At 61.7% G+C, this 25,726-nt stretch carries 24 protein-coding genes; 7 read left to right on the top strand and 17 right to left on the bottom strand.

The features are described from left to right. Positions 1 to 26 precede the first annotated feature (26 nt). The 4 genes from SJY08_RS03585 (at position 27) to SJY08_RS03570 (ending at position 6,824) form a co-directional block, all read left to right on the top strand. Complete coding sequence (locus SJY08_RS03585) at positions 27 to 1,019, top strand: ABC transporter substrate-binding protein (protein WP_054148380.1); 993 nt, start codon at positions 27 to 29, stop codon at positions 1,017 to 1,019. A 322-nt stretch (positions 1,020 to 1,341) separates the two neighbouring features. Beyond that, on the top strand, positions 1,342 to 2,526 hold the full coding sequence (locus SJY08_RS03580) for an efflux RND transporter periplasmic adaptor subunit (RefSeq protein WP_377274721.1): 1,185 nt from the start codon (positions 1,342 to 1,344) through the stop codon (positions 2,524 to 2,526). A gap of 14 nt (positions 2,527 to 2,540) precedes the next feature. Further along, entirely contained in the window at positions 2,541 to 5,864 is a 3,324-nt protein-coding gene (locus tag SJY08_RS03575) for an efflux RND transporter permease subunit (protein ID WP_054148378.1), read from the top strand. A 276-nt stretch (positions 5,865 to 6,140) separates the two neighbouring features. Then, positions 6,141 to 6,824, top strand: coding sequence for a Crp/Fnr family transcriptional regulator (locus SJY08_RS03570; protein ID WP_377278466.1), 684 nt, complete (start codon positions 6,141 to 6,143; stop codon positions 6,822 to 6,824). Positions 6,825 to 6,856: 32 nt separating this feature from the next. Here the strand turns inward: SJY08_RS03570 and ureG are convergent, their stop codons facing one another. The 17 genes from ureG to urtA all read right to left on the bottom strand — a co-directional run bounded on the left by ureG (position 6,857) and on the right by urtA (position 21,808). Then, entirely contained in the window at positions 6,857 to 7,468 is a 612-nt protein-coding gene (ureG, locus tag SJY08_RS03565; protein ID WP_377278464.1) for an urease accessory protein UreG, read from the bottom strand. A gap of 28 nt (positions 7,469 to 7,496) precedes the next feature. Continuing rightward, positions 7,497 to 8,192, bottom strand: a complete 696-nt coding sequence (locus SJY08_RS03560; protein WP_377278462.1) for an urease accessory protein UreF — start codon at positions 8,190 to 8,192, stop codon at positions 7,497 to 7,499. Then, entirely contained in the window at positions 8,176 to 8,655 is a 480-nt protein-coding gene (ureE, locus tag SJY08_RS03555) for an urease accessory protein UreE (protein ID WP_054148376.1), read from the bottom strand. The genes SJY08_RS03560 and ureE overlap by 17 nt, the downstream gene beginning before the upstream one ends. Before the next feature lie 65 nt (positions 8,656 to 8,720). Next, the gene (locus SJY08_RS03550) at positions 8,721 to 9,575 is read right to left on the bottom strand and encodes a GGDEF domain-containing protein (protein WP_377274720.1); all 855 of its coding nucleotides are present in this window, start codon (positions 9,573 to 9,575) and stop codon (positions 8,721 to 8,723) included. A 177-nt stretch (positions 9,576 to 9,752) separates the two neighbouring features. Then, positions 9,753 to 10,394: a TIGR02117 family protein gene (locus SJY08_RS03545; RefSeq protein ID WP_377274719.1), complete on the bottom strand. Its 642-nt coding sequence runs from the start codon at positions 10,392 to 10,394 to the stop codon at positions 9,753 to 9,755. Positions 10,395 to 10,435: 41 nt separating this feature from the next. Continuing rightward, positions 10,436 to 12,148: an urease subunit alpha gene (ureC, locus tag SJY08_RS03540; protein ID WP_377274718.1), complete on the bottom strand. Its 1,713-nt coding sequence runs from the start codon at positions 12,146 to 12,148 to the stop codon at positions 10,436 to 10,438. Positions 12,149 to 12,153: 5 nt separating this feature from the next. Beyond that, the gene (locus tag SJY08_RS03535; protein WP_377274717.1) at positions 12,154 to 12,804 is read right to left on the bottom strand and encodes a Urease operon accessory protein; all 651 of its coding nucleotides are present in this window, start codon (positions 12,802 to 12,804) and stop codon (positions 12,154 to 12,156) included. A 12-nt stretch (positions 12,805 to 12,816) separates the two neighbouring features. After that, complete coding sequence (locus SJY08_RS03530) at positions 12,817 to 13,233, bottom strand: lysozyme inhibitor LprI family protein (protein WP_076394242.1); 417 nt, start codon at positions 13,231 to 13,233, stop codon at positions 12,817 to 12,819. Positions 13,234 to 13,263: 30 nt separating this feature from the next. Next, complete coding sequence (locus SJY08_RS03525) at positions 13,264 to 13,569, bottom strand: urease subunit beta (protein ID WP_300889245.1); 306 nt, start codon at positions 13,567 to 13,569, stop codon at positions 13,264 to 13,266. Positions 13,570 to 13,580: 11 nt separating this feature from the next. After that, positions 13,581 to 13,883, bottom strand: coding sequence for an urease subunit gamma (locus SJY08_RS03520; RefSeq protein ID WP_054148370.1), 303 nt, complete (start codon positions 13,881 to 13,883; stop codon positions 13,581 to 13,583). 22 nt (positions 13,884 to 13,905) lie between these two features. After that, positions 13,906 to 14,724 carry an urease accessory protein UreD gene (locus tag SJY08_RS03515; protein WP_153762645.1) on the bottom strand — a complete coding sequence of 273 codons (819 nt, stop codon included), beginning with the start codon at positions 14,722 to 14,724 and terminating at the stop codon, positions 13,906 to 13,908. Further along, positions 14,667 to 15,794: an alpha/beta hydrolase family esterase gene (locus SJY08_RS03510; protein WP_377274716.1), complete on the bottom strand. Its 1,128-nt coding sequence runs from the start codon at positions 15,792 to 15,794 to the stop codon at positions 14,667 to 14,669. The genes SJY08_RS03515 and SJY08_RS03510 overlap by 58 nt, the downstream gene beginning before the upstream one ends. A gap of 97 nt (positions 15,795 to 15,891) precedes the next feature. Continuing rightward, entirely contained in the window at positions 15,892 to 16,587 is a 696-nt protein-coding gene (urtE, locus tag SJY08_RS03505) for an urea ABC transporter ATP-binding subunit UrtE (RefSeq protein WP_153762647.1), read from the bottom strand. Between the two features lie 202 nt (positions 16,588 to 16,789). Then, on the bottom strand, positions 16,790 to 17,545 hold the full coding sequence (gene urtD / locus SJY08_RS03500; protein WP_136557738.1) for an urea ABC transporter ATP-binding protein UrtD: 756 nt from the start codon (positions 17,543 to 17,545) through the stop codon (positions 16,790 to 16,792). Positions 17,546 to 17,549: 4 nt separating this feature from the next. Beyond that, on the bottom strand, positions 17,550 to 18,719 hold the full coding sequence (gene urtC / locus SJY08_RS03495) for an urea ABC transporter permease subunit UrtC (RefSeq protein ID WP_377274715.1): 1,170 nt from the start codon (positions 18,717 to 18,719) through the stop codon (positions 17,550 to 17,552). Beyond that, the gene (urtB, locus tag SJY08_RS03490) at positions 18,716 to 20,320 is read right to left on the bottom strand and encodes an urea ABC transporter permease subunit UrtB (RefSeq protein WP_377274714.1); all 1,605 of its coding nucleotides are present in this window, start codon (positions 20,318 to 20,320) and stop codon (positions 18,716 to 18,718) included. The genes urtC and urtB overlap by 4 nt, the downstream gene beginning before the upstream one ends. Before the next feature lie 198 nt (positions 20,321 to 20,518). Continuing rightward, positions 20,519 to 21,808, bottom strand: a complete 1,290-nt coding sequence (gene urtA / locus SJY08_RS03485; protein WP_377274713.1) for an urea ABC transporter substrate-binding protein — start codon at positions 21,806 to 21,808, stop codon at positions 20,519 to 20,521. A gap of 225 nt (positions 21,809 to 22,033) precedes the next feature. On the opposite strand from urtA, the gene SJY08_RS03480 reads away from it, so the two are divergent. The 3 genes from SJY08_RS03480 (at position 22,034) to SJY08_RS03470 (ending at position 25,688) form a co-directional block, all read left to right on the top strand. Then, positions 22,034 to 22,615: a biliverdin-producing heme oxygenase gene (locus tag SJY08_RS03480; RefSeq protein WP_377274712.1), complete on the top strand. Its 582-nt coding sequence runs from the start codon at positions 22,034 to 22,036 to the stop codon at positions 22,613 to 22,615. Further along, positions 22,578 to 25,133, top strand: a complete 2,556-nt coding sequence (locus SJY08_RS03475) for an HWE histidine kinase domain-containing protein (protein WP_377274711.1) — start codon at positions 22,578 to 22,580, stop codon at positions 25,131 to 25,133. The genes SJY08_RS03480 and SJY08_RS03475 overlap by 38 nt, the downstream gene beginning before the upstream one ends. A gap of 105 nt (positions 25,134 to 25,238) precedes the next feature. Next, positions 25,239 to 25,688, top strand: coding sequence for a DUF5680 domain-containing protein (locus tag SJY08_RS03470; RefSeq protein ID WP_300889329.1), 450 nt, complete (start codon positions 25,239 to 25,241; stop codon positions 25,686 to 25,688). Positions 25,689 to 25,726: the final 38 nt, after the last annotated feature.

The following is a 25,726-nucleotide window of genomic DNA, read 5'->3' as shown; positions in this document are numbered from 1 at the left end:
AACCAACAAAAAAAGAGGGAACTGAAATGACTGTCAAACTCGCATCCATGCTGCTGGCTGCTGCGGTCTCGCTGACCGCCATGCAGGCCGCCGCTGCCGACAAGGTGACCCTCCAGCTGAAATGGGTAACCCAGGCCCAGTTCGCCGGCTATTACGTCGCCAAAGACAAGGGATTCTACGAAGAAGAAGGCCTCGACGTCGAAATCAAGCCGGGCGGCCCGGATATTGCTCCTCCGCAGGTACTGGCTGGCGGCGGCGCAGACGTGATCGTCGACTGGATGCCGTCGGCGCTCGCAACCCGCGAAAAGGGCGTTCCGCTCGTCAACATCGCCCAGCCCTTCAAGTCCTCGGGCATGATGCTCACCTGCCTCAAGGAAACCGGCATCACCAAGCCTGAGGATTTCAAGGGCAAGACGCTCGGCGTCTGGTTCTTCGGCAACGAATACCCGTTCCTGTCCTGGATGAGCACGCTCGGCATCAAGACCGACGGTTCGGAAGGTGGCGTCACCGTTCTGAAGCAGGGCTTCAACGTCGACCCGCTGCTCCAGAAGCAGGCCGCCTGCATCTCCACCATGACCTACAACGAATACTGGCAGGTCATCGACGCCGGCATCAAGCCGGAGGAGCTAGTGACCTTCAAGTATGAAGACGAAGGCGTGGCCACCCTCGAAGACGGTCTTTATGTCCTCGAAGACAAGCTCGCTGATCCGGCCTTCAAGGAAAAGATGGTCAAGTTCGTCCGCGCTTCGATGAAGGGCTGGAAGTATGCAGAAGCCAATTCGGACGAAGCTGCTGAAATCGTGCTCGAAAACGACGCCTCCGGCGCTCAGACCGAAGCCCACCAAAAGCGCATGATGAGCGAAGTCGCAAAGCTGACCGCTGGCTCCAACGGCGCGCTCGACAAGGCCGACTATGACCGCACGGTCAAGACCCTGCTCGGCGGCGGTTCGGATCCCGTGATCTCCAAGGAGCCGACCGGCGCCTTCACGACCGAGATCACCGACGCGGCCCTTAAATAGTCTTGGCGGACCACAGCGAATAAAGGACACGGGGAGCAATCCCCGTGTCTATTTGTAGGTTTTACTGATCAATTTCTGCGGCCGAAACTGGCAAATCGGCAACACCATCGTTCTATATTGAACTATTTTCACGCCCATATCGCAAATGGCCTTTAAGGCTCTTGCAAGGGGTTTTGCGATCCCCCACCTCTTCATCTGGGTTCAGATGCCGAAAAGTTGAAAACAGCGTATGAATGTCGGTAGCATCGACGCTGTGAGCCGATCCGGCTGACAAAACGTAATGCTCTGATAGTTGCTTTTATCATCCTCTGGGAAGGGTCTCATGTTTCGAAACGCGAGCGCGAAGTCCGTGCTGATGGCTGCCACTCTGTCATTGGCGGCCTCTGTTGCCATTGGCCAGGAACAGCCAGCAGCACCAGCGCAGAACCTTCCTGCCATCATCGTCACGACGGCTGAGAGCCGTGACCTCGTCGACAGGGTCGTCTCAACCGGCACGCTCCGCGCCGAGGAAGAGGTGCAGATCCAGCCTCAGGTCGAGGGTCTGCAGATCCAGTCCCTGAACGTCGATGTGGGCGACACGGTCCAGGCTGACGCGGTCGTCGCGAAGCTGAGCGAAGACATTCTCCTGCTTCAGCGCAGCCAGTCTCTCGCCAACCGTGCGAAGGCAGAAGCCGCCCTTGCCCAGTATCAGGCCCAGCTGGTGGAAGCCGAAGCGAGCCTGAACGACGCCCAGCGCCAATTTGAACGGGCAACGCGCCTGGTCTCATCAGGTTCCGTCTCCACTTCGCAAAAAGAGCAGGCGGAAACAGCGCTCGCCAGCGCCACGGCCCGGGTCGAGACTGCCCGCCAGGCAATCACCGTGGCGGAAGCCGACATCAAGGTTGTCGACACCCAGATTGCAGACACCGACCTTCGGCTTGCCCGCACAGAGATCAAGTCGCCCGTCACAGGCACGATCTCCGTTCGCAATGCCCGGATCGGCGCCATCGCATCCGGCGCCGGTCAGCCGCTGTTCACGGTCATCCGCGATGGGCAGATCGAACTGGTGGCGGATGTCACGGAAAGTGATATCCTGCGCCTCAAGCCGGGCCAGAAGGCGGCCGTTGCGATTGCCGGCAGCACCGAACCCCTGACGGGTTCCGTGCGCCTGATCTCTCCGGTCGTTGATCCCGTCACCCGTTTGGGCGCGGTTCATATCGCACTCGACGACGATCTGGCCGCCCGGTCGGGCATGTATGGCAGTGCGGCGATCATTGTCAGCGAAGCGAAGGGGATCGCCCTTCCGCTGTCCGCGATCACCACCGAAGGCGGCAAAACGACGGTGCGCAAGGTTTCCGATGGCACCGTCCAGATGGTGGAGATCCGCACCGGCATTCAGGACGGCGCTTATGTCGAGGTGACCGAAGGCCTGAGCGAAGGGGACAAGGTGGTTGCCAAGGCGGGCGTCTTCGTCCGTGACGGCGACCGCATCAATCCCGTGGAAGAAACCAGCAGCGTTTCCAACTGAGAGGCGACGACGCCATGAACTTCTCCGCATGGTCCATCCGCAATCCGATTGCGCCGATCCTGGGCTTCTTCCTGCTGATGGTCGTCGGCATCCAGTCGTTTTATGCGCTGCCGATCACCCGCTTCCCGAACATCGACGTGCCGCTTGTGGCAATCACCGTGGGCCAGAGTGGTGCCTCCCCGGCTGAACTCGAAAGCCAGGTGACGAAGGAAGTCGAAGACGCGGTGGCCTCGATCACCGGCGTCGACGAAATCAATTCGACCGTCACCGACGGGATGTCCCAGACGGTCGTCATGTTCCGCATGGAAGTGCCCACCGAACAGGCGGTGCAGGACGTCAAGGACGCAATCGATCAGATCCGTGGCGATCTTCCGGCCTCCGTCGAGGAGCCGATCGTCACCAAGATCGACGTCGAGGGTCAGGCAATCCAGAGCTTCGCCGTCTCCTCGCCGAACATGAACCTTGCCGAACTTTCCTGGTTCGTCGATGACAGCGTCAAGCGCGCCCTGCAGGGCCAGCCCGGCATCGGTCGCGTCGACCGCTATGGCGGCGCCGATCGCGAGGTGCGCGTCGAACTCGATCCCAACCGCCTTGATGCCTTGGGCGTCACCGCCTCCGACATCTCGGGCCAGTTGAAGGGCACGAACGTCGATCTGGGCTCGGGCCGTGGCCAGGTGGCCGGCGCCGAGCAGTCGATCCGCACGCTCGGTGACAACCGCGACGTCGAGAGCCTTGCCAACACCACCATCGCGCTCCCCGGCGGCCGTTTCGTCAAGCTTTCCGACCTCGGTCGTGTCTACGACACGTACGAGGAACAGAGATCCTTCGCCCGTCACGACGGCAAGCCGGTCGTGTCCTTCGCCGTCTTCCGCGCCAAGGGAGCGAGTGAAGTGACGGTGGCAGAAACCGTGGCCGAGAGCCTCGCCACGGTTCGCGCCGAGAACCCCGACGTCCAGATCGAGATGATCGACGACTCGGTCTACTTCACCTACGGCAACTATGAAGCCGCGATGCATACCCTCGTCGAGGGTGCAATCCTCGCCGTCATCGTCGTTCTGCTCTTCCTGCGCAACTGGCGTGCAACACTGATCTCTGCCGTAGCACTGCCCCTCTCGGCCATCCCGACCTTCTGGGTCATGGACATGATGGGCTTCTCGCTGAACCTCGTGTCGTTCCTGGCGCTGACGCTGGCCACCGGTATTCTCGTCGACGACGCGATCGTCGAGGTGGAAAACATCGCCCGCCACATCAAGATGGGCAAGACGCCCTATCGCGCGGCCATCGAGGCGGCGGACGAAATCGGCCTCGCGGTCATCGCGACGACGTTTACGATCATCGCGGTCTTCGTGCCGGTGTCCTTCATGCCGGGCATCCCGGGCCAGTACTTCATCCAGTTCGGCCTGACGGTGGCCTTCTCCGTCTTCTTCTCGCTGCTTGTGGCGCGTCTCATCACGCCGATGATGGCCGCCTATCTCATGCGGCCGGAAGACGCGATGGACGACCATCACGATAACGACAGTCTGCCCCTCAAGATGTATACCAAGCTCGTGCGTTTCACGACGCGCCGCTGGTATTCGCGCCTTGGCACGCTGGCTGCTGCCATCGCCTTTCTGATCGGATCGATCATGCTTCTCGCAGGCGTCCCCGGCAGCTTCATTCCGCCGGAAGATGCAGGCCGTATCGTGCTTTCCGTCGAGCTTCCGCCAAATGCGACGCTCGACGAAACAGAACGCAAGACGGACGAGATCTACGCGGCCATCCAGGACGTGCCCGATGTCGCCAGCATCTTCATCCTGGGCGGCTCCTCGCCGCGCGGCGATCTGGAGCTGCGCCGTGCCAGCGTGACGATGAACCTCGACCGGATCGAGCATTCGCTTGCCAAGACCCTCGTCAATGGCGGTCTCGGCAACATTCCGCTGATCGGCCAATATATGCCGAAGCTTCCCGAAAACGGCCGTATCCGTCCGCAATGGGATGTCGAGGAAGAGGTCTTCGCCAAGCTTGCCGGCATTCCGGATATCCGGGTCACCAAGCTCAATGACCGGGGTGAGCGCGACATCACCTTCAACTTCCTCTCCAAGAACGAGGAGGAGTTGAACCAGGCTGTCGGCATCCTCGAAGCCAAGCTTCGCCAGGTGCCGGAACTCGCCAATGTCAGCGCCGACGGCGCCCTGCCCCGTCCGGAGCTGCAGATCCGCCCTCGCGCCGATGAGGCAGCCCGCCTCGGCATCACCGCGCAGCAGATCGCACAGACGGTTCGTGTCGCCACCATAGGCGACGTCGATGCAGCCCTGCCGAAGATCTCGCTCGACAACCGCCAGATCCCGATCCGCGTCCAGGCTTCGCTGGACCTGCGCACGGATCTGGCCGCCATCCGGTCGCTGAAGGTGCGCACGGCAAGCGGCGCGACCGTACCGCTCTCCAGCGTCGCCGACATCGACTACGCCGAAGGCGTCTCGTCGATCAAGCGCAACGACCGCAACCGTGTCGTATCGATTGGTGCCGGCCTGCCTCAGGGTGTCGCCCTCGACACCGCAACGGCCGCCTTCCGCACGACGGTGGAGAATGCCGAGATCCCGGAAAGCGTTCGCCTCGCCGAAAGCGGCGACGCCAAGATCCAGGCAGAGATGCAGCAGAGCTTCGTCAACGCCATGATCCTCGGCCTGCTCCTGGTGCTGACAGTGCTGATCCTGCTCTTCAAGGACGTGATCCAGCCCTTCACCATCCTGTTCTCGCTGCCGCTCGCGATCGGCGGCGTGGCGGTCGCGCTGATCATCACCAACAACGCGCTCTCCATGCCGGTCCTCATCGGCATCCTGATGCTGATGGGCATCGTGACGAAGAACGCCATCCTGCTCGTGGACTTCGCCATCGAAATGCGCCGTCAGGGCATGCACCGGCTCGAGGCCATGGTCGAAGCGGGCCGCAAGCGCGCCCGGCCGATCATCATGACCTCGATCGCCATGTCGGCGGGCATGTTGCCCTCGGCGCTCGGTGTCGGCGAAGGCGGCTCGTTCCGCGCGCCGATGGCGATCGCCGTCATCGGCGGCATCATCGTTTCGACGGTATTGAGCCTTGTGGTTGTGCCGGCCTTCTTCCTGATCCTCGACGACGTCTCCCGCCTCTTGGGCTGGATCTTCAGCCGTTTCGTCGGCAAGAAGGAAGAAGAGGAAGAGCCGTTGACACCGGAAGTCCTTTCCTTCCTGGCGCGTCAGAACGTTCAGGCGCTGGAAGCCATAGATCGCCGTGTCGCGGCTGTCGAACGCAGCCAGCCGGTTACGCGCAAGGGCGATGGCAACGGCAACGTCATCAACCTGCCGCCGCTCGCAGCAGAGTAGGACCGACGCTGGGTGATCACGAAAGGCCGGACCCTGTGCCCGGCCTTTCGCGTTTTTGCAAGCCGCCGGATCAGATTAGACAAACCTGATTTGCCGTTGCGCGATTGATCGAAATCAATCGGATCTGCCCCCGCTCGCTATATTGTGACTACCAATGGAAAGGGCACGACCACCCGGACCTGCAGGCGGCGTGCACATCCGACGAGGCGGACTTGAGCACGACGACGGCAGCGGTGCATGCCCTGATACCGCGATGGATGGGGAGCCGTGAAGACCGTGAACAAGATCCTGAGACTGAACCCGCGCGACAAGAACACGCTATTGCGGACGTCGTTCTTGTCACAATTGGGCCCCACGGCGATGGCCTCGATGATGGAAATCGCCAACATCTCCACCTACGAGGCGCGCGAAGTCCTGTTCCGCGAAGGAGAGCCCGCCGACAGCTTCTACAGCGTGCTGAGCGGCTATGTGCGCCTTTACCGCCTGAACAAGGACGGTCGCGAAGCCGATATCCGAATCTGCGGTCCCGGAGATACCTTTGCCGAATGCCTGCTGGCGATCGGCGACAAGTATCTCTACAACGCCCAGGCGGCTGAAACGGTGACGCTCGCACGCTTCGACCTGCAGCGCGTCCGGGCCCTCTCCGAACAGGAGAAGGATGTCGCAAAGGCGGTCATCCGCTGCCTCTCCGACCATCTGCGCACGACAATGGACTGCATTGCCAATGACCGCCTGCAGACCGCCCCGCAGCGCGTCGCGCATTATCTCCTGACCCATTGTGAAGCCGAGGGCGGCCCAGCCTCTATTCGCCTGCCCTTCCAGAAGAGCCTGCTCGCGGGCAAGCTCGGTCTGGCACCCGAAGCACTGTCACGAGCCTTCTCGACGCTCAAGCGCGTCGGCGTCGTGGTGCGCGGACGCACGATCCATATCAGCGACGTCAACGCCCTCAGACAGATCTGAGGGCATCGGCACTCTGGCCCCTTGGCTTCTGCTCAGAGCCCCCCACTCTGCCGCAGGAAGCTGACGATCTGTTCGACACCGGCACCCCGCTTCAGATCGGTGAAGACGAAGGGGCGCTCAGAGCGCATCTTTCCAGCATCCCGCTCCATCACCTCGAGATCGACACCGACATGCGGCGCGAGATCCGTCTTGTTGATCACAAGCAGATCCGACCGCGTGATGCCCGGCCCGCCCTTGCGCGGGATCTCCTCCCCCTGGCAGACCGAGATCACGTAGAGGGTGATATCGGCGAGGTCGGGCGAGAAGGTTGCCGCCAGATTGTCGCCGCCTGATTCGATGAAGACCACATCGAGATCCGGAATGCGTGCATTGAGGTCGGCGATTGCTTTCAGGTTGATCGAGGCATCCTCGCGGATTGCCGTATGCGGACATCCGCCCGTTTCGACGCCGACGACGCGATCCGAGCTCAGGGCCTGCATGCGGATCAACGCATCGGCATCCTCGCGCGTATAGATATCGTTGGTCACGACCGCGACCGAATAGTCGTCGCGCATGGCCTTGCAGAGTTTTTCGGTGAGCGCCGTCTTGCCGGATCCGACAGGCCCGCCGATACCGACGCGGAGAGGACCATTCTTCGATTTCATCATCTTCGTCCTGTGTAAGCGCTTTCGCCTAGGATTGGAAAAGCCGTGAGTATTGCGTCTCGTGGCGCATACTGAGCGTATCGGCGATGACGGTCGCCGATCCGAGATCGTCGAGGCCGAGCTCGGAATATCGGGAGGCGGCATCGAGAATGCGGCTTTCCGATGCAGCGAGGATCGCCACCCCGCGCGTCTGTCCGATCACGCCGAGGCGGATCGCGACCGAAACATATTGCGACACCTGCGCGTGCAGGAAGGCGGCAAGCGCGTCGGATCGTCCGACCCCATGGGCTGACGCGACCGCACCAACGGCGACGCTGTAGGGCACAGGCCCCGCCAGTGCGTCGATCACGGGATGCGGCCAGGCGGCAGCGGCCTTGACGAATGCCTCGCCAAGCCGGGTGATTTCAGCATGGCGCTCTGCGGACCCCGCCAACGCCGTCGCGAGCGCAATCAGATCGTTAAGCGCCCGGCCCTCGCTCTGGCAGCGATGCGCCTCGGAGAGCAGGATTGCATCATTGCGCAGCCCGCCGTCGCTCATCAGCATCTGAAGCCAGGCCTCGACCGCGTCACCATCAACGACATGCCTCTCCACCACAGCGCTCTCAAGGCCCGCAGAATAGGAGAACCCGCCAACCGGAAAGGCCGGTGACAGCCAGGCCATCAGACGCAGAAGCGCCTGGCGACCACCAAGGCCACCGGCGCCCAACTCAGCCGTGGCCGGCATCGTGGTGCCCCCCGTGGGAACCGTGGCTACCATGCGCATGATAAGCCCCGCGCACCGGCTGGAACGGCTCGACCACCTCACTGACCTCGGCCCCGAGCCCGGCCAGCATATCGCGGATGACGTGATCGCGTTGGATCAGAATACGGTCGGCCTCGATCTGGGCCGCCAGATGCCGGTTGCCGAGATGCCAGGCAAGTTCGATCAGATGCAGAGTATCGCGCGCGCGGATCTCGAACAGCCGTTCCTCCGCCGCCTGGATCTCGATGGTCGTGCCATCGTCGAGCACGAGCCGGTCTCCATGATGGAACAGCACAGGTTCCTTAAGGTCGAGCATGACCATCTCGCCATTGTCGAGATGCAAGAGCTTGCGCCGCAGATGGCGCCCGTCATGGGGAAGCACAACGACCCCATCAGGCGCATCGGTGATAAAACCGGCGGATTTGAAAGACGTTGCACGCTGCATGAAAACTCCGGCATGGCTGTTTTTTGAACCATGCACAGGAATAAGGCAGACAGCAAGATCGTTCTTCAGACCCGGCGTCCGATGGCCGCAAAAAGCTGAGCATCATCAGGGGCATGATCGGCGGAAAAAGCCTGCACAAGGGCGAGCGAATTTTCGTGGAAAACGCAATCCCGTCCGCTTTCCTTGGCAAGGTATAACGCCTTGTCTGCCCAGGCATAGACGCTTTCGGGCCGCTTGCCGGGCGTAAATTCGGCAACGCCGGCGGAGACTGTGACGTGAAGCTCCGTGCCCTGGAACAGGATCGTTTCATCCGCGACACGGCATCTCGCCTGCTCGACAAGGGCGAGCCTTTCGGCAACGCTGCCGCCCCTGATGATGACGCCGAATTCCTCCCCGCCGAGGCGGGCGACGAGATGCGCTTCGCCAAAGACCTCCTTCAACAGCGAGGAGATGGACTGGATGACGCGATCCCCCGTCTGATGGCCGTAGCGATCATTGATCGTCTTGAACCGGTCGATATCGATGATGGCCAGGGAAGCATCCCGATCAATGGCGAGTGACACCTCGTTGAAGGCACGGCGGTTGGCGAGACCGGACAGTGTGTCGGTACGGCTGAGGCGCTCGAACTTTCGCCGTGACAGCAGAAGTTCGCGCAGCACATGGCCGGCGACGAAAGCACAGGCAGCCGAAAGCACGCCGCCGAACAGCCAGGAAAAGGCCACCATCAACCGCATTGTCTGGTCGATCGGAGTGGCGACGACGTTGAGGACATAAAGGAGCGGCAGCAAGACGAGGCCTGCCAGACTGGTCACGATCACCGCTCGGAAACCAACCGACAGGGCAAAGCGCTGGACCGCGCCGGCGCTGTCCAGCGCCCCCACATCGACCTGCCGCCAAAGCCATTTGCTGCCGCGACTCAACCGCCCGCTCCTTCATGAAGATGCGTACTGGATTAGGCAGTGTCGCTTCCTCAATCCCTAATCGAATCGCTAAAATGCGATCGATCGCCGCATTGACCTCGGAAGCACCTAAAATGGACGACAATGTCATCCTATGACGCGCGGTCAGGCGGTGATGGCAAGATCGATGTCGGGGTCTCAGGCATCGTAGTGAAGATCGATGGAAAGATCGAGCAATTGCGGCAAGGGCGTCCACCAGCCCGTACGCACCCCACCTGCCCGCAACACCGCAGCCGTCCAGGTGTTGCATCCGAGAAAGGCGTTAAACGCGCCCTTTGCCTCGAAGAAGGCGTCGTCGAAACCATAGGCCGCACCCGGAATTGCAACCGGCAAACCGCCATCGCGAATGAAGCTGTCACGGATCGCTGCGATCATCCGTTTGCGCCCCTCTTGCGTCACCACGAGCGGGCGCACCGTGGGATGGGCAGGATCGATCGGACCGGCAACCGAGACATGCAGCACGGAGCGATCGATGGTCAGCGCCTTCAGGACCGGCAGCGGCCGGATATCGCCCCAGGTCGGCGTTTCGATGTAGAAGGACCGCCCACCCCAGCCGATGATCAGATACTCGACACCGGGCATGTCGACCGGCAGGCCGGAGGGAGCGAGATCGGCAAAGGCCGCCCGCACCTCGTCATCGATTGGCAGCGCGATGTCCGTGTGGATGGGATTGGCGAGCAGCAGAATTTGCGTTCCGTCGCCGACGGATGCCTCCGCAGGCGAGGCCAGCGGACGGGGCACGAACACGCCCATTGAAAGCGCAACAAGAAGGGCGACCATCAGGCCGCCCATCCATTTCGTCACCTTAATGGCAAAGCGCATTAGAACAGGAAATACCGCTGCGCCATCGGCAGCTTCGTTGCCGGCTCGCAAGTCAGCAACTCACCGTCAGCGCGCACTTCATAGGTTTCCGGATCCACTTCCACATGCGGCGTCAAGTCGTTGTGGATCATCGACTTCTTCGAAATTCCGCCACGGGTGTTCTTGACTGCCACGAGCTGTTTGGCGACGCCGAGACGGTTGCCGAGTCCGGCATCGATGGCGGCCTGGCTGACGAAGGTGACGGAGGTGTTGGTGCGCGCCTTGCCATAGGCGCCGAACATCGGTCGGTAATGCACCGGCTGCGGCGTCGGGATCGAGGCATTCGGATCGCCCATCGGCGCAGCCGCAATCATGCCCCCCATCAGGATCATGTCGGGCTTCACGCCGAAGAAGGCCGGGTTCCAGATGACGAGATCGGCTCGCTTGCCGACTTCTACGGACCCGATCTCGTGGGACACGCCATGGGCGATCGCCGGGTTGATCGTGTATTTCGCAACATAGCGCTTGGCGCGCATGTTGTCGTTGTCGCCGGTTTCGGACGGTAGCGCGCCGCGCTGGCGCTTCATCTTGTCGGCCGTCTGCCAGGTGCGGATGATGACTTCGCCGACGCGGCCCATGGCCTGGCTGTCGGACGAGATGATCGAGAAGGCACCGATGTCGTGCAAGATGTCTTCGGCCGCGATCGTTTCCTTGCGGATCCGGCTTTCAGCAAAGGCGATGTCTTCGGGGATCGACGACGACAGGTGATGGCAGACCATCAGCATGTCCAGATGCTCGGCGATCGTATTTACCGTGTAGGGGCGCGTCGGATTGGTCGACGACGGGATGACGTTCATCTGGCCGCAGATCTTGATGATATCGGGCGCATGCCCGCCGCCTGCCCCTTCCGTGTGGAAGGCGTGGATCGTGCGGCCACGGATGGCGTTGACAGTATCCTCGACAAAGCCGCTCTCGTTCAGCGTGTCCGTATGGATCATCACCTGGACATCGTACTGGTCGGCAACCGAGAGGCAGCAATCGATGGCGCCAGGCGTCGTGCCCCAGTCTTCGTGCAGCTTCAGCGAGGTAGCACCTCCGAGTACCATCTCCTCAAGCGCACCCGGCAGCGACGCATTGCCCTTGCCTGCAAAGGCGAGGTTCATCGGGAAGGCATCGGCGGCCTCGATCATCCGCGCGATATGCCAGGGGCCGGGCGTGCAGGTGGTGGCAAGCGTGCCATGTGCCGGCCCCGTGCCGCCGCCCAGCATGCAGGTGAGGCCGGACATCAGAGCCTCCTCGATCTGCTGCGGGCAGATGAAGTGGATATGCGCATCCATGCCACCGGCGGTGATGATCTTGCCTTCGCCCGCGATCGCTTCGGTGCCCGGACCGACGATTATGTTGACGCCCGGCTGCGTATCCGGATTGCCGGCCTTGCCGATCGCGACGATGCGGCCGTCCTTGAGGCCGATATCCGCCTTCACGATGCCCCAGTGGTCGAGGATCAGGGCATTGGTGATGACGGTGTCGACGGCGCCGTCCGCCCGCGTCACCTGGCTCTGCCCCATGCCGTCACGGATGACCTTGCCGCCGCCGAACTTCACCTCTTCGCCATAGGTGGTGAAGTCCTTCTCCACCTCGATGAACAGTTCCGTATCTGCAAGACGCACCTTGTCGCCCGTGGTCGGACCGAACATCGAAGCATAGGCGGCGCGGGACATCTTGTAGGACATGGGCGTCAGGTTCCTTGGGAGAGGGAAGAAGCAAAGAGAGGTTGCAGCCGCATCACGCGGCCGCTGGCAATGTAACGGTCCACGAGGCGGCGCTCGGCCTCGAAGGGATGACCGTCCCAGCCGCTATGGCCGAAGCCGGCGAGAATGATCGTATCCTCGGCATGCCGGGGGTCCGTGAGCAGCGCCTGGATCACCACCATGCCACTCGACGGCACGACATAGGGTTCGGCATCAAGCGCCAGAAGCGCTGCATCGAGGGCCGTGTGCACGTCGCCATGGATGATCCTGTGCTGTTTGCCATTGGCCGTGGCAAAGGTCGCGAAGCCGTCAGTGTAATCGTCGCAGAAATCGTCGAGTTCGGGATGGCTGATCGCCAGCTGCGGCTTGAGTTCGGCGAATTTGTCGGGATCACGCACAGACCAGATCGCGGCGGTACGGCGGACGGCCTCGCTATCGCGCCACTCCGGATCGGCGAGCATGACAGCTCCCGGTCGCCCGGTGTTGCAGACGGCGATGATGTCGGTCTTTTGTCCGGCTGAACCAAAATTCCGGCTGCCATTGAAGCGGATCACCAGATCGGCCCTGTCGATCAGAGGCGCTGCCCCCGCATCAACAGGTCCATTGCCGACGATCATGATCTGTCTCGCCTGAGCCATCGCGTCACACCCTCAATAGAGCCCGACCAGCGATTTCAGCGCCTCGGTGCGGCGCCTGGTCAGCTCCGCAAGGCAGGATGAAATCACCAATGGCTGCATCGAACCACCTTCGACCGAGTAACCTTCGACATCGCAGGCCGTGTCGCGATAGGCGAGCCAGGCACGCTGCGAAGCCAGAAGCCGCTTGGCTGCTCCATTGTCGTCCGAGGGTGGCGTCGCCTTGTCCCATGCAAGCATGGCGGCGCGCGTCTCGGCCCATTGGGCATTCATTGCGGCATCGGCTTTTCGATAGTCCTCGGCCGCACACTGGTTCATGTCGGCCTGGGTCTGGGCATTGTTGCAATCGACGTCACGCACGTCCTCACCCGAGGCCGGCGCGTCTTGCAGCAATACGCAACCGCACAGCATCAGGATCACGCTCCAGTTCATCGCTCGCCCCATGCCCCCGCCTCGCCCATATCAGAGGCTGCCCATGACCTGCTGGCGGAAACCGTAGACCTCGCGCTTGCCCGATAGCGGGATCAGCGTCACCTGACGCGTCTGTCCCGGCTCGAAGCGCACGGCCGTTCCAGCCGGAATGTCGAGCCGCATGCCACGCGCCTGTTCGCGCTCGAAGATCAGCCCGGCATTTGTCTCGAAGAAATGGTAGTGACTGCCGACCTGCACCGGGCGATCGCCGCTGTTGGACACTTCGATCGTGACCGTCGGATGGCCGGCATTCAGTTCGATTTCGCCAGGTGCTGCAATGATTTCACCGGGGATCATCAGGCTTCTCCTTAACGAATGGGTTCGTGCACGGTGACAAGCTTCGTGCCATCGGGGAAGGTCGCTTCGATCTGCACGTCGTGGATCATCTCGGCAATACCTTCCATCACCTGGTCGCGGGTGATGACATGGGCGCCCGCCTCCATCAGATCGGCCACCATGCGGCCGTCACGCGCACCTTCGACGACGAAGTCAGTGATCAGCGCGATTGCTTCCGGATAGTTGAGCTTCACGCCCCGTTCCAGCCGACGACGGGCCACCATGGCGGCCATCGCGATCAGCAGTTTGTCCTTTTCCCGCGGCGTCAGATTCATGCGTGCTCCAATGGCGTGATCGTCAGAGATTCCAGACTTTTGGCACAGACGCGCCCCCGCGCAAGGCCGAAATGACGGGCAACAGGATTTTTCTCAAGGCAAAACCGTCGGAGGCAGCCACACGGGCAACAAGCTTGCCTTGCCAATGACTTACGCCGCCCATTTCTTCACCGATCTGCTCACGAATTGGGCGGACCAGCGCTTCGGCACGCGGGCTGACGAAGATGAGAGTCGCAAAGGCCACGCGTCCGGCAAGTACCGCCGGGGACGCCACAAGGTTAGCGACATCCCCCTCGAGCTTCAGCTCTTCGGCATGCAAAAGCTGACCTCCGCGGCGGATCCGCCAGCGGTCGCGAACCAGACCCGCATTCATCGCCTCCCCCATGGCCTTGCGCCCGAGCAGGATCGCCTCGACGGCCAAGAATTCGGCATCCTCGGCGAGGTCGACCTCCAGCCGGCGCGTCAGCGAGGCGTTGTCGAAGAGAATGCTTTCCTGTGGCAGCCAATGCATTTTGGCGCCCTCGCCCACCTCGATCCGCGTGGTGATCTGGCCGGTACCGGCAGAGGCCTTGTAGATCTTCTCACAGGCCTGCGTGGTCGCGGTGAGGAAACATCCCGGACCGGCGCGAAAGCTCCAGTCGAACTGGTCGCCACCAGTAATACCGCCCGCAGTGTTGATCGTCACCGCTTCGAGCTCGTCGGTGAAACTCTCAGGAAGGCGGATCTTGGCCGCCCCTTCCTGATAAAGCTCGGCGATGCGCGTACGCCCGCCGAGCGACTTTGTCACAAGTCGTCCGACACCGACGGCGCGTTGCTGTCTGGTTTGCTTGTTCGCGTGCACCGTGCCCCCTGCCCGCCATCGCTGATCGCGGCGGTTTTCTGTTTGTCGCTGCAGGCAGCGTCGACTGCGACTGTCGCAATCATCTCGCCGCCCGAGGCCTTGAAGAACTCCCACATTCTGTCGGTCGCATCAACCTCGCGGATCGCCTTGTCGCCGTTAGAAGCGAGACGGAAGCGCACCGTGCGGGCCGGCCAGGCGTGGTCGGCACTGGCAATCACATAGGAGACAACGCTGGTGCCTGCACGACAGCCGGCATAGCTCGCCACGTCGGCATTCTCACCGGCCTCGAGAGAGGCCCGCGCATCGCAGCCGTTGAGTTCGGCCCAGCGGTTGAGCGCCACTTCGCCGCCATACCGCCAATAGGCCCGTCCACCGCCTTCGAACGGGTTGACGTGATCCTTCTTGCCGGAAAACGCGATGATCGACACCGACCGGTTCGGCTGGCAGCTTTCGCGCCGCGGCTGCCAGACACCGTTTTCCTCGACGGGTGTACCGGCGCGCAGGCCCATGACGAAGCCGGCCGCGGCAAAGTCGCCGAAGCCGTTGCAGATATATTGCGACAGCATGCGCCCGCCGCCGGAATAACCCGAGGCGTAAACCTTGGTGGCATCAATGCAGAGCTTTTCTTCTACGATCTTCAGCGCCTCACGAATGGCGGCGGACTCATCCGCGCCCTCACCTGCCGTGACACCGGGCACGTTCCAGGCATAGGTGTTCGGCAATCCACCCTTCAGGCTGCCGGCCAGCGCCATGACCACGAAGCCCTCGCGCTCGGCAACCTCGTTCCAGTGGCTGCGGCCGAGCTGGACCTTCGGATTGCTGTTGGAGCCGTGGAAATCGAGAACCAGCGGGACCTTCTTCTTGCCTGTATAGCTCGACGGAATGACATAGATTGCCTCGCGCTCCACACCACCGGACTGAAAGCTGAGGCTGTAGTGGCCGGGCTGGACGGGTTCGCCACACCCCGCCGCCAGGGCAGCGGCGCTGGAAAGACCAAAGAGAAAGAGCCCCGCGACCACGCGCGAAATACCGCGTGCCCGCACGAGTGGGAAAACCGTGCTGGTTGTCATGGATGTGCCTTCTGTTCGAAGATGCGCGTTCAATATCACGCGTGTCCCCAGCATCAACCCGACTTCGCTAATAAATCATCAACCCTGTCTTGCAAAATCAGACGGTCAGATGACGCCGCGCTTCCGGCGTATCAAGCGTCTCCGCCGCGCCCTGATGGACGATTTCGCCGCGATCCATGATGTAAACGTGATCGGCAAGCTCCCGGCAGAAGTCGAGATACTGCTCGACCAGCAGGATCGCCATGCCGGTCGTATCGCGCAGGTAACGGATCGCCCGACCGATATCCTTGATGATCGACGGTTGGATGCCTTCGGTCGGCTCATCCAGCACCAGGATTTTTGGCCGCGTTACCATGGCCCGACCGATCGCGAGCTGCTGCTGCTGGCCACCGGAGAGGTCACCCCCGCGCCGCGACAGCATGGTGTCGAGGACCGGAAACAGCGCGAAGATATCATCCGGAATGAAGCGGTCCTTGCGCTCCAGCGGCGCATAACCGGTCTCGAGGTTTTCTTTCACGGTCAAAAGTGGAAAGATCTCGCGGCCCTGCGGCACATAACCCACGCCCGTCCGCGCCCGGTTGAACGGCGCCATGCCGTTGAGCTTCTGGCCGTTGAAGGTGATCGTTCCCGCCGACACCGCATGCTGGCCGGTGATGGCGCGCAGAAGCGACGACTTGCCGACCCCGTTGCGACCGAGCACGCAGGTGATCTTGCCCATCTCGGCATTGATGGAGACGCCTCGGAGAGCCTGTGCGGCACCGTAGTGGAGATTGACGTTTTCGACTGTCAGCATCGCAATTCTCTTTTCATATTTAGGTCGCCCCTCATCCGGCTGCCGCCACCTTCTCCCCGCAAGCGGGGAGAAGACCCCGTGCCGCTGCCCTTGCGACCACCGCCGAGGTTCCGACGGGCAAGTCCCCTCTCCCCGCCTGCGGGGAGAGGTCGGAGCAACACGTTGCTCCCGGGGTGAGGGGCAAACGCCAGAGCGCTCATCATCACCGCCCCAGATAGTTTTCGATGACCTTCTGGTCGTTCGAGACGAAATCGATCGAGCCCTCGGCCAGGACCGAGCCTTCCGCCAGACAGGTCACCTTGACGCCGAGGTCGCGGATGAAGCCCATGTCGTGTTCGACGACGACGACGGAGCGGGTCTTGGCGATTTCCTTGAGCAGGATGGCCGTCTCAGCCGTCTCGGCATCCGTCATGCCGGCGACCGGCTCGTCGACGAGCAGCAGCTTCGGCTCCTGCGCCAGCAACATGCCGATCTCCAGCCACTGCTTCTGGCCGTGGGAGAGATTGGCAGCGAGCTCGTCCTTGCGATGGGTCAGACGAACCGTCTCGAGGATCTCCTCGATGCGCGCCTTGTCTTCGGTCGACAAGCTGTAGAACAGCGTGGCAAAGACACCCCGCTTGCGGTTCAGCGCCAGCTCCAGATTGTCCCAGACGGTATGGCTTTCGAACACCGTCGGTTTCTGGAACTTGCGGCCGATCCCGAGCTGGGCAATCTCGGCCTCATCCTTCTTGGTGAGGTCGATCTTCCCGCCATCGAAAAAGACTTCGCCACTGTCAGGCCGGGTCTTGCCGGTGATGATGTCCATCATCGTCGTCTTGCCGGCGCCGTTCGGGCCGATGATGGCGCGAAGTTCACCGGGTTCGACGATGAAGGAGAGCGAATTCAGCGCCTTGAAGCCGTCGAAGGAGACGGAGACACCGTTGAGATAGAGCAGGCTGGACGTGGTCTTGTCGCTCATCACATCACTCCGCAGCCACGGGGGCCGGTTGAGGTTTCACGCCGGTATCAGCCGCATCCTTGTCGGCTGCATCGCGATATTCCTTCCGGCGTGCGAGATACTGCTGCACCGTGCCGACGATACCCTTAGGCAGGAAGAGCGTGACGAAGATGAAGAGACCGCCGAGCGCAAACAGCCAGAGATCGGGGAAGGCTCCGGTGAAGTAGCTCTTGCCGACATTGACCAGGATCGCGCCGATGATCGGCCCGATCAGCGTGCCGCGCCCGCCGACAGCCGCCCAGACCACGACTTCGATCGAGTTGGCCGGATCGAATTCACCGGGATTGATGATGCCGACCTGCGGCACGAAAAGCGCACCGGCAATGCCCGCCATCATCGCCGAGACGACGAAGGTGAAGAGCTTGATGTTCTCGACCCGGTAGCCGAGGAAGCGCACGCGGCTTTCCGCATCGCGCACGCCGACCAGCACCTTGCCGAATTTCGAGCGGGTGATGCCGGAGGCAATGACGAGGCAGAGCGCCAGGAAGATCGCCGAGAGCGCAAAGAGCACCGCGCGCGTGCCATCCGCCTGAACGGAGAAGCCGAGGATCTCCTTGTAGTCGGTGAGGCCGTTATTGCCGCCGAAGCCCATGTCGTTGCGGAAGAAGGCGAGCATCAGCGCATAGGTCATCGCCTGGGTGATGATCGAGAGATAGACACCGTTGACCCTCGAGCGAAATGCGAACCAGCCGAAGACGAAGGCAAGCAGGCCGGGCACGATCAGCACCATCGCCATGGCAACCGGGAACATGTCCATGCCATGCCAGAACCAGGGCAGTTCCTTCCAGTTCAGGAAGACCATGAAGTCGGGCAGGATGGGATCACCGTATACGCCACGGGAGCCGATCTGGCGCATCAGATACATGCCCATGGCATAGCCACCGAGCGCGAAGAAGGCGCCGTGGCCAAGCGAAAGAATGCCGCAATAGCCCCAGACGAGATCGAGCGCCAGCGCCAGCAGCGCGTAGCAGAGATACTTGCCCATCAGCGACATGACATAGGTCGGCACATGGAAGGGGCTGTCGGGCGGCGTCAGCAGGTTGAGCGCCGGGACGAGCAAGGCAAAGGCGATGAGGATGCCGGCGGCAATGAGGATCTTGCCTTCGAGTGCGCGTAAGATGAAGCCGGTAATCATGCTTCCACCGCCCTTCCCTTGAGCGCAAAGAGGCCGCGCGGTCGTTTCTGAATGAAGAGGATGATCAGCACGAGCACGAGGATCTTGCCGAGCACGGCGCCGACCGAGGGTTCGAGGAACTTGTTGAGGATGCCGAGCGACAAGGCGCCGACCAGCGTACCCCAGAGATTACCGACCCCGCCAAAGACCACGACCATGAAACTGTCGATGATATAGGCCTGGCCGAGATTCGGAGAGACGTTATCGATCTGGGAAAGCGCCACGCCGGCGATACCGGCAATGCCCGATCCGAGCGCGAAGGTGAAGGCATCGACCCAGGGTGTCCGAATGCCCATGGAAGACGCCATGCGGCGGTTCTGCGTCACGGCGCGCATCTGCAGGCCGAAGGCGGACTTCTTCATCAGCGCGAGCAGCGCGAAAAAGATGGTGAGCGAAAACAGCACGATCCAGAGACGGTTCCAGGTGATTGTCATGCCCCCCAGCGCAAATGAGCCGGACATCCAGGACGGGTTGCCCACTTCCTGGTTGGTCGGGCCAAAGATCGTGCGCACGGTCTGCTGGAGGATCAGCGAAATGCCCCAGGTGGCAAGCAGCGTTTCGAGCGGCCGGCCATAGAGGAACCGGATGACACCGCGCTCGATGACGAGCCCGATCAGCGCCGTCATCAAGAAGGCGACGGGCAGCGCAATGGCGAGAGACCAGTCGAAGAGACCGGGATAGCTGGTTCGGATCACCTGCTGCACCACGAAGGTGGAATAGGCGCCGATCATCACCATCTCGCCATGCGCCATGTTGATGATGCCCATGACGCCAAAGGTGATGGCAAGGCCGATCGCCGCGAGCAGCAGCACCGATCCGAGCGAGATGCCGTACCAGACACTCTCGGCGGTATCCCACAGGATCAACTCGCCTTCGATCTTCGAGACGGCGGCGTCGAGATCCGGCCGCAAGCTCTCATCAATGGTGCCGGATACGGAGAGCAGGATGCTCTTGGCCGGTCTGCCGCCGATCGATGCGACAGCCTCGATCGCGCCTCGCTTCTCCTCGATCGAGCGGTCAGACGCCAGAATGGACACGGCACGGGCCTGCTCCATGCGCGCCTTGACCTCGGCATCGGTTTCCTTGGCAAGCGCTGTCTCGACGAGCTCCAGGTTTTCGGCACTCGGAGACTGCAGCACCGCCTGGGCGGCAGAAAGACGGACATTCCTGTCCGGGCTGAGCAGCGTCAGTCCGCCCAGCGCGGAACGGATGGCGCGACGGAGATTGTTGTTGACCCTCACCTTGGTGAAGGCGCCCTTGGGCTCCTCGCCGACAGTCTCGCCCGTCAACGGATCGATGGCCGCCAGATTGCTGCCGGCAGCCTTGGTGATGAAGACAGCACCATCCGACTTGCGAACGAAGAGTTCGCCTTCCGCAAAGGCTTCGAGTGCTGGAACGACGCGCGGATCGCCAGTGGCAGCGATCTCTCCGAGCAGCTCTTCCGCTTGCTTGAAATTGGCTTTTCCGAGCGCGTTGATGAGATCTCGTGGATCGCTCTGCGCAAAGGAAGGCGCGGCGAGCGCGAGGAAGGTGAAGAGGAGTGTGATAAAACGAATGAGCATTCTGTTGTCCCCGGAATGGCGGGCGGTCGAGCCTGAAAAGGCCCCTCATCCGCCTGCCGGCACCTTCTCCCCGTGAACGGGGAGAAGGAGGATTGCCGCACCCTCGCCACCAGTGACCGGCAGACCACCGGGCAAATCCCCTCTCCCCGCTTGCGGGGAAAGGGTTAGGGTGAGTGGCTTAGACCTAAGGTCAAGCGATCAGCTGCCCTTGCCGCCGCACTTGCCGGTGGCAACGTTGAAGTTGCCGCATTCCATCGGCTTGCGCCAATCGGCGATCAGGTCCTTGGAATCAGGCAGATAATCGGACCACTCGTCACCGACGACGGCAGGCGTTTCCTGGACGACTTCAAACTGGCCGTCGGCCTGGATTTCGCCGATCAGCACCGGCTTGGTGATGTGGTGGTTCGGCATGACGGTCGAGTAGCCGCCGGTCAGGTTCGGAACGGCAACGCCGATGATCGAGTTGAGAACGGCATCGGTTTCGGTCGTGCCGGCGGCTTCGACGGCCTTAACCCAGGCGTTGAAGCCGATATAGGCAGCTTCCATCGGGTCGTTGGTCACGCGCTTTTCGTTGCCGGTAAAGGCATGCCAGGTCTTGATGAACTCGGCATTGGCCGGGGTGTCGACGGACTGGAAGTAGTTCCAGGCGGCAAGGTGACCGACGAGCGGTGCGGTATCGAGACCGGCGAGTTCTTCTTCACCGACCGAGAAGGCGACGACCGGGATGTCTTCGGCCTTGATGCCCTGGTTGCCCAGTTCCTTGTAGAACGGCACGTTGGCGTCACCGTTGATGGTCGAAACGACGGCGGTCTTCTTGCCGGCCGAACCGAACTTCTTGATGTCGGAGACGATGGTTTGCCAGTCGGAATGACCGAACGGCGTGTAGTTGATCATGATGTCTTCTTCGGCAACGCCCTTGGACATCAGATAGGCTTTGAGGATCTTGTTGGTCGTCTGCGGATAGACGTAGTCGGTGCCGGCGAGAACCCAACGCTCGACGCCTTCGTTCTCGGCCAGGTAGTCAACGGCCGGGATCGCCTGCTGGTTCGGAGCAGCGCCTGTGTAGAAGATGTTGCGCGAGGATTCTTCACCCTCGTACTGGACCGGGTAGAAGAGGATCGAGTTCAGCTCTTCGAAAACAGGGAGAACGGACTTGCGCGACGACGAGGTCCAGCAACCGAAGACGGCCGCAACCTTGTCCTTTTCAATCAGCTCGCGCGCCTTTTCGGCAAACAGCGGCCAGTCAGACGCCGGGTCGACGACAACGGCTTCGATCTTCTTGCCGAGAATGCCACCCTTCTTGTTCTGCTCTTCGACGAGCATCAGCATGGCGTCTTTCAGCGTCGTTTCCGAGATCGCCATCGTGCCGGACAGCGAGTGCAGAACGCCGATCTTGATCGTGTCTTCCTGGGCGAATGCGCCGTGGAAGGCCGTCGTCGACAGCATGGCGCCGAGAAGCGCGCCTGTCAGTTTCATCTTCATGGACATTGTTGTGATCCCCTCTTCTTGGTCGCAACCGGTCGGTTAATGAGTGTTAACCGTTGCTGAAGGGGACTATCCGATGCCGCAGTGCAAAACCGTATACGTCGTTTGACGTAGGTCTGGGGGTAAAAGAGGGAACACGTATGGCGGACCGATCGCAGCCTTACAAGTTCAGGGTTGTACAGATCAAAAGACCACCGATATAGAAGGGCGTGCCGCGAAAGGATTGCAATGGATTTCCCGCCCCGTCGAACTGCTCTGAAAGAGGCGACTGCCGACGCTCATGCGGCGCTCGATAACCTCGTCGGCAGTTTCAGGACGCTGGATGACTACAAGTGTTATCTGGCCGGCATCGCAGCCTTCCGGATGCCGGTTGAAGCCTGGCTCTCCGAAGCCGAACTGCCTTTGGACCTCAAGGGCTACAAGCCCCACCGTGTCCATGCGGAGCTGGAGGCCGATCTTTCCGACCTGAACACTCGCCCGCCGACTGACCAGCCGACGTTTACGCCGCCAGAAGGCGACGGCATCGTCGGACTGCTTTATGTCCTGGAAGGATCGGCGCTCGGTGCCCGCCTCCTCGCCAAGCGCGCGGAAGCACTCGGCCTGTCGGCCGATTTCGGCGCACGACATCTTTTTTCCCAGGCACGGAACTTTTCCAGCTGGCGTGCGTTGACCGAGCATATGGAGAACGTGCGTGTATACGACAACCGAGCCGCTGCTAGGTGGGCAAACACCGCCTTCGACTATGCCCGTAGTGCCTTCGAAAGCGCCCTGAATGCAGAACGTTCCATCCGTGGATCTCACCAATTGTGATCGCGAACCCATCCACATCCCCGGCTCGATCCAGCCGCATGGATGTCTTCTGGCCTGCGATCCAGGCATAAGTTCCATCCGACTTTATTCGGCGAATGCCCCGGAGATGCTGGGCGCCAAGGGCCCGATGGACGGGCTCTGGATCGCCGATCTGCTCGGCGAGGACGTGATTCATGACATCCGCAACGCCGTCGCCGCCGCCCCCGAAGCGAGCCGCCCGGCCGTGATCGCCCATCTCCAGCTTCCGACGGGACAGCACTTCGATGTCGCCGTCCATCGCCAGGAGCAGGGCGCGATCCTCGAATTCGAGCCCTCATTCCGACGCACCCAGCCGCTGCAGCTCGCCCGTGAAATGATCGGTCGGGTGAAGGATATCAACGATATCGATCTGCTGATTTCCGCGTCTGCCAAGCTGGTTCGCACAGTGCTCGGCTACGACCGCGTCATGATCTACCGCTTTGAGGAAGATGGATCGGGCAAGGTCGCGAGCGAGGCCAAGCGCCACGATCTGGAGAGTTTTCTCGGCCAGTATTTTCCGGCGACCGATATCCCGCGTCAGGCGCGCATCCTCTATATGCAGAACCCGATCCGCGTCATTTCGGATGCGCGAGGTCTGCGCGTCGATCTGCTGCCGCAGGCCGCAGAACGGGCCGCGCCGCTCGATCTTTCCTTCGCCCACCTGCGCAGCGTCTCGCCGATCCATTGTGAATATCTGCGCAACATGGGCGTTTCGGCCTCCATGTCGATCTCGATCATCGTCGACGGCAAGCTCTGGGGCCTGATCGCCTGCCATCACTATGCGCCCAAGACCCTGACCATGTCCGAGCGCATCGCGGCAGAAATGTTCGGCGAATTCTTCTCGCTGCATCTCCTGGCGCTGAAGCAGAAGCGCAAGCTGGATATATCCAACGAGGCGCGGCGCTCGCTTGATCGGTTTCTCCAGGCCGCCTCGCATCGTTCCGATCTCGATGACATCCTGACCGCCGCCCTGCCCGAGTTCCAGACGCTGTTCGCCTGTGACGGCGTCGGACTTCTGATGAATGGCCGCTGGACGGCCATCGGTAGCACGCTGCCGCCGGGCGCTGAGGAAGACTTCACCCGCTTCATCGCCGAGGTGGCAGATGGCCGGATCTGGTCGACAAAGGCGCTTTCTGAGGACTATCCGCCGGCCGAAGCCTTCTTCGAAGACGTTTCCGGCGTCATGGCCGTTCCCCTCTCGCATTTGCCGCGCGACTACATCTTCTTCTTCCGCAAGGAACGCCTGCAGACGCTGAACTGGGCGGGCAATCCGGACAAGTCCTATGAGGCTGGCCCGCTCGGCGATCGCCTGACCCCACGCAAGAGCTTTGCCCTGTGGAAGGAAACGGTTCAGCGTCAGGCGGCGCCCTGGCGCGACAGCGATTTCGAGATTGCGGAAGCGATCCGTTCGGCGACCGTCGAGATCGTCCTGCGTCACAACGAGCTGATGCAAGAGGAACGCAGCAAGTCCGACGTGCGCCAGCGCATGCTGAACGAGGAGCTGAACCACCGGGTCAAGAACATCCTGGCCGTAATCAAGTCGCTGGTGGCAGCGCCCTCGCGGGATGAACTGCCGATCCAGGACTATATCGGCTCGCTGCGCGGTCGGATCCATGCGCTGTCCCACGCCCATGACCAGCTGACGCGGGGTGGTGGTGGCGGCACGCTCAAAGACCTGCTGCAGGCAGAGCTTCTGCCCTATCGCGCTGGTCGCAGCGTGATCGAGGTGAACGGCCCCTCCGTCACGCTCGACGCCCGGGCCCATGCCGTGGCAGCACTGGTGATCCACGAGATGTGCACGAACGCTGCAAAATACGGCGCCCTTTCGCGCGACGGTGGCTCGCTCGCCATTTCCTGGGAGGGAACCGCGGACGGCGACTGCCGACTGCACTGGCGCGAAAGCGGCGGACCGACCATTGGCCCCATCGGTCGCAAAGGCTTTGGCTCAGCCCTCATCGAGCGTAGCATTCCCTACGACCTCGGCGGAACAAGCCGGGTCGATTATCGCCCCGAGGGACTGGATGCAGAGTTCCGGCTGCCAGGCCGATTTATGAGCTGGGAGGTTGAAACCGTGAGCGAAGAACCCAATCCGCATGTCGAGGCCGAAGTGGTCAATCATCCGACCAGCATCGCCGGAATACCGGTTCTGCTGGTTGAGGATCAGGTTCTGATCGCCATGGATGCGGAAATGATGCTCGCCGATGCCGGCATCGATAATGTCGTGACCGCGAGCTCAAGCAGCGATGCCTTGAACCGCCTCAAAAGTTTCGCCCCGGCGATCGCAATCCTCGACATCAATCTCGGCAGCGACACATCGGTGCCCGTCGCCCAGGAGCTGATACGTCGGGGCATCCCCTTTGTCTTCGCCACGGGTTACGATGATCGCTCCTCGGTTCCAGAGGAATTGCTGTCCGTACCGGTCGTGCGTAAGCCCTATGATGCCGACGCACTCGTGAGAGCACTCTCCGATCGGCTGGCCGCCCAGGTTCTGGCAGAATGATCCGCTGAAACTGTCGCAACCCATGCGTTGCTAGGGTTGCCGGGCCGGCCCGAAGCCAATACGTTCTCATTATGTTCCGACATAAAGGAGGCGACCGTGGAGGCTCTGGAAAGTTTCATCATTGAAGCCAAGGCCGTGACCTATGTCAGCGGCAAGGTCCCTGCCCCCTCGGCAAGCCGGACTGGCGCAAAGGATATTTCCTATGAGCGCGGACGCTTTCGTTATCTCGACAGCCATTTTGGCGGAACGGATTTTCTCGGCCAGGAAGTGGTCTGGCAGGGCGAGATTCCGGTCTGGGCAATGAACTATTACGGTCGCATCCTCGATGCCGAGCATTTCGACGGCGGGCGGGCGGGCACCGTCATCAAGTTGGCTCTGACAGCCCTTTATCAGGAAAAGCGCTTTCTCGGCGGCTTCACCTATCTGCACCCGCTCGGAGAATATCTCGACCAGTCGGTCGGAGACTACCGCAGCTTCCTCGGTGTCGAACGTATCCGGATGGGTGAGCGCGTGGTCTATCAACTCGACTATCAGGGCGGCCTGATCAAGCCCTAACGGGCCTTGCTATTCTGGACAATCGCGTGAAAATGCCT

It is taken from the genome of Rhizobium sp. R86522, assembly GCF_042466255.1.
GTDB lineage: Bacteria > Pseudomonadota > Alphaproteobacteria > Rhizobiales > Rhizobiaceae > Allorhizobium.
Note: the sequence above shows the minus strand (reverse complement) of the source record. Positions and strands in the feature narration are given on the sequence as shown.

Bases quoted from the DNA above. Each gene is read 5' to 3' on its own strand.
- SJY08_RS03585 (WP_054148380.1), top strand. From the start codon at position 27: ATGACTGTCAAACTCGCATCCATGCTGCTGGCTGCTGCGGTCTCGCTG.
- SJY08_RS03580 (WP_377274721.1), top strand. From the start codon at position 1,342: ATGTTTCGAAACGCGAGCGCGAAGTCCGTGCTGATGGCTGCCACTCTG.
- SJY08_RS03575 (WP_054148378.1), top strand. From the start codon at position 2,541: ATGAACTTCTCCGCATGGTCCATCCGCAATCCGATTGCGCCGATCCTG.
- ureG (WP_377278464.1), bottom strand. From the start codon at position 7,468: ATGAAATCGAAGAATGGTCCTCTCCGCGTCGGTATCGGCGGGCCTGTC.
- SJY08_RS03560 (WP_377278462.1), bottom strand. From the start codon at position 8,192: ATGCCGGCCACGGCTGAGTTGGGCGCCGGTGGCCTTGGTGGTCGCCAG.
- ureE (WP_054148376.1), bottom strand. From the start codon at position 8,655: ATGCAGCGTGCAACGTCTTTCAAATCCGCCGGTTTTATCACCGATGCG.
- SJY08_RS03545 (WP_377274719.1), bottom strand. From the start codon at position 10,394: ATGGTCGCCCTTCTTGTTGCGCTTTCAATGGGCGTGTTCGTGCCCCGT.
- ureC (WP_377274718.1), bottom strand. From the start codon at position 12,148: ATGTCCTACAAGATGTCCCGCGCCGCCTATGCTTCGATGTTCGGTCCG.
- SJY08_RS03535 (WP_377274717.1), bottom strand. From the start codon at position 12,804: ATGGCTCAGGCGAGACAGATCATGATCGTCGGCAATGGACCTGTTGAT.
- SJY08_RS03530 (WP_076394242.1), bottom strand. From the start codon at position 13,233: ATGAACTGGAGCGTGATCCTGATGCTGTGCGGTTGCGTATTGCTGCAA.
- SJY08_RS03525 (WP_300889245.1), bottom strand. From the start codon at position 13,569: ATGATCCCCGGTGAAATCATTGCAGCACCTGGCGAAATCGAACTGAAT.
- SJY08_RS03520 (WP_054148370.1), bottom strand. From the start codon at position 13,883: ATGAATCTGACGCCGCGGGAAAAGGACAAACTGCTGATCGCGATGGCC.
- SJY08_RS03510 (WP_377274716.1), bottom strand. From the start codon at position 15,794: ATGACAACCAGCACGGTTTTCCCACTCGTGCGGGCACGCGGTATTTCG.
- urtE (WP_153762647.1), bottom strand. From the start codon at position 16,587: ATGCTGACAGTCGAAAACGTCAATCTCCACTACGGTGCCGCACAGGCT.
- urtD (WP_136557738.1), bottom strand. From the start codon at position 17,545: ATGAGCGACAAGACCACGTCCAGCCTGCTCTATCTCAACGGTGTCTCC.
- urtC (WP_377274715.1), bottom strand. From the start codon at position 18,719: ATGATTACCGGCTTCATCTTACGCGCACTCGAAGGCAAGATCCTCATT.
- urtB (WP_377274714.1), bottom strand. From the start codon at position 20,320: ATGCTCATTCGTTTTATCACACTCCTCTTCACCTTCCTCGCGCTCGCC.
- urtA (WP_377274713.1), bottom strand. From the start codon at position 21,808: ATGTCCATGAAGATGAAACTGACAGGCGCGCTTCTCGGCGCCATGCTG.
- SJY08_RS03480 (WP_377274712.1), top strand. From the start codon at position 22,034: ATGGATTTCCCGCCCCGTCGAACTGCTCTGAAAGAGGCGACTGCCGAC.
- SJY08_RS03475 (WP_377274711.1), top strand. From the start codon at position 22,578: ATGCAGAACGTTCCATCCGTGGATCTCACCAATTGTGATCGCGAACCC.